1 protein-coding gene is annotated in these 3,601 nt (G+C 71.2%); it reads right to left on the bottom strand.

What is annotated here, in order from left to right; genetic code table 11:
- The coding region (recC, locus tag QH195_RS00015; protein WP_280433834.1) for an exodeoxyribonuclease V subunit gamma at positions 1–3,422 on the bottom strand (3,422 nt) is incomplete at its 3' end.
- Positions 3,423–3,601 lie beyond the last annotated feature (179 nt).

Below are 3,601 nucleotides of genomic sequence, written 5' to 3'. Positions count from 1 at the left end.
TGCTGTGGGGCCCGCTGGTGGGGTGCCCTGGGGGGGGGGGCTTTGCACCCGACCCGGGTGGTTACAATTGTTTCCCGGGCCGGCGCGGGGGGGGCGGCGAGGCGGCTCAGGTCCGGCGCCGGACCCCATACATAGCGCAGGTGCCGGTCGGTGTGCTCGGCGAAATCGCGTTTCTTGTCGCCACCGCCGAATTCGCGATCCGCGGCGATCATGGCTTCCTCCGGTGGGATTCGCCGGAACCGGGCCTCGGCGTAGGCGGCGGTCGTCGCGGTCGGGATAGGCAGGGGTTCGGCCAGGCCGGCCTCGCGCAATGCGACCAGGATCCGCAGAATGCCACTCGCCTCGTCCGCGGCGGGCGCGGTGAGCTCGGCACGCCAGGCGGGGGTCGGGAACCGCCCGCGCCCGGTGACCGCGGCCCGCCAGGCCCGGTCCTCGGTCACCGCCAGTGCCAGCACCGAAACCCAGGCCGCGAGCCGATGTTTCGGAGCGACCCGGGAGTACGTGGTGCGCACCAGCAGATCACCCCGCACCTCGGCGACGGTACCCGTCAGACGCCGGCCGCCACCGAGATCGACGGCGATATCGATATCGCGGGGCGGTTGCGCGTAATCCGGTTCGGCGGCGCGGAACAACGTGTCGACCGTCCGTTCCACCTCGTCCAGCACGGCACGGCCCAGTTCGGCCGGCGGCAGGATGCCGCGCCGCCATTCCGCCGCCCGTAACTCGGCGGGATCGGCCCCCGCCAGCCTGGCAGCCAGCATCCGTTCCCCGAGTGACCAGGTGTCGAGGCCGCCGAACTCGATCGGCAGCCGGTCGGTGATCTCCTCTTCCTGGTCGGGGATGCGCAGACCCAGCCGCTGCCAGAGGAATCCGCGCACCGGATGCTCGAGGAAAGCGATCAGCTCGGCCAAGCCGATCTCGGTCGTTTCGGCGGCGGGCAGAGTCGCGGCGAACGGGCCGCCGGGCGCGGGGTCGGCGGTACGCAGGGTCGCCTGCGCCCCGGCGTATGCGGCGGAATCGAAGGAGAACGGCGCGGCCGCGGCGAAATTGCGCCGGTCGTGTGGTTGCAGCGGATGGCGGGTGAGGACGGCGGGCACCCCTTCCGGTCCGACATGGGCCCGCACGGTATCGAATAGCTCGGCAACAGGTACCGCGGGTGGGCGGTAGGCACCGGTCACCGGATCGGCACCGGTATGCACCACCACCAGGGTGTCCCGGGCCGCCATGATCGCATCCAGCAGCAGTTGGCGATCTTCCGACCGTGGATCCCGCTCTCCCAGTAGCGGATCGCGCGCGGGGATATCGTCACCGTCGAGGCCCGCTCCGCGGGGAAATACCTCGTCGTCCATCCCGAGCAGTACCACCACCCGATGCGGAACCGAGCGCATCGGGGTCATGGTGCATACGGTGAGTTCGCCGGTCCGGAAATTCGCGCGGGTCGGAGTGGCGGCCAGCCTGCTCTGCAGCAGCTCGGTGATATCTGCGAGCCGCAACTCGGTATCACCGGCATACGCTGTCGCGGCCGCCAGCTCCCGGCGTGCCTCGGTGCGTATCCACTCCTGCGACGGGGCGACATCGGTGAGCAGGTCGAGGGCACGGCCCAGGATCGCCGACCACTCCGCGGCCGGTGCGGGTCCCTGGAGGTCGCGCAGGATCGAGGCGAGGCGATCGATGTATTCGGCGAACCGGCCCGCCAGGTCGATATCGTTGCTGTCCACATCGTCGAGCGGCAGGACCCGGTCGAGCCAGTCCTGCGAGCTCTCGTCGGCGGTGACACCCAGCAGGATCCGGTCCAGTGCGGCGTTGAGAGTGTTCTGTTCGAACTCACCGAGGCCGAACGCATGCCGCTGCCGGCGGCCGATGCCCCAGCGGGCGCCGGCCTCGACGGCCCATTCGCGCATCCGCTCCAGATCGTCGTCGTCGAATCCGCAGGCGCGGCGTACGGGTTCGCAGGCAGCCAGATCCAATACCTCGGTAACGGTGACCCGGCCGCGTGCCAGTTCCAGCAGTAGCGCCACCAGGCCCAGCAGTGGATTGGTCGCGCCGCGCCCACGGTCGGCGAGCCGCACACGCAAACGGTGACCGGGATGTGCCACGGCATCGGGTGTCTCCGCACCGGCCGGTACGGGTTGCCCGAACGCCGCCCGCACCAGCGGAGCGAAGGATTCGACTTCGGGACACATGATCACGACATCGCGCGGTTCCAGGGTGAGGTCGGCGGCGAACAGCCCGAGCAGGCATTCCCGCAGGACCTCCACCTGCCGCACCGGGCCGTGACAGGCGTGGATCTGCACACTGCCGTCGCCGCTGTATCGGCCCGCCACCGGCGGCCAGTCGTCGTCACGGATATGCGCCTGTAGCGCCTGCAGCAGGGTCGCCGGCCGTGTCCGGTCGTCTCCGTCGTCGACGGAACCTTCGGCATCCCTGCGTATTTCGCCCCGCGGCCGGCCCGAAGCACCGGCCTGGAAGAGAACCGGGCCCGGCGGCGCCGGGTGACGGATATCGGTTTCGGCCGGCGGCAACCGCAGTTGCAGTTCCCGGATATCGCGACTCAGCCCCGCGAGCAGTGGATGCCGCACCAGGGTGGCCGAAACATCTTCCAGCCGCGCGGGTTCCGCGGAGTACAGGGGGTCGGCGCCGGGAACTGTGCCCGCCACCCGGACTTCCGCGGGGCCCGCGCCGAGCGCTGAGCTCGGGTTCACCGCCTCCGAGGCCTCGGCGAACAGTTCGACTGCCGAGGTGACCTCGGAGTCGAGCAGGCGGCCGGTCACCCCGGCTCCGACGGCCGGGTCGCCGGTTTCGGTGGTGCTCCAGGCCGAGCTCGGACCTGGAGCCGGGGCCGATCCCGATCCCGCAGCTGGGTTGGCGGGAGCGGATCGTGCGATGCGACCTCCGGAATCGCGGGCCGGAACCTGCGAGGTCATCCGATACCGATCCAGCGACCTCCACATCGCCGGACTCGGGTGCGTCAGCCACAGATGCAGGTCCCGATGTGCGGCCAGGGCGGTGAGTACCGCCAGGTGCGCCGCGGGCAACCTGGTCGCCCCGAAGAGCGACAGCCGGTCGGGCAGCGCCACGGCACCCGGCTCGGCCCGCAGGCGCGCACACGCGGTGTGCAGCCGCTCCGCGGGGCCGGGTGCGCCGACGGCCGCGCGCAACCGGCGCCACAGGGCGGGCTGCCAGGCCAGGTCCTCCGGAAGCGGCCGGCCGGTGCCGTCGGTATCGGCCCCGTCCGCCCATTCGGTGATCAGCCGGGGACGCTGGACCGCATACCCGTCGAAGAGTGTGGCCAGGCGTGCCGCCGTGGCATAACGCCGACCGAGCCGGTGCTCCGCGCCGGCCGATCCGGTATCGGCGGCATCCTGCCCGAGGTGGTGCGCCAGGACGGCGCCCCACGGTTCGCGCACCGCGGCGTCGATCACCCCCAGCAGCGTCCAGACCCCCCGCTCGTGCGCCCCCGGCTCCGGATGCGCGCCGCTGCCGGGCCTTCATCGGCGTGGCAGGCACTTCGAGTCGCAGTGACCCATCTGTGCCCATAGACAGCGATTACACCAAAAGATAGTCGACCGCAACCGCGCCGATCTCCCCCATAGCCGCGTTT

Source organism: Nocardia carnea (genome assembly GCF_029868855.1).
Taxonomy (GTDB): domain Bacteria; phylum Actinomycetota; class Actinomycetes; order Mycobacteriales; family Mycobacteriaceae; genus Nocardia; species Nocardia carnea_A.
This window is presented reverse-complemented; position numbering and strand designations above follow the sequence as displayed.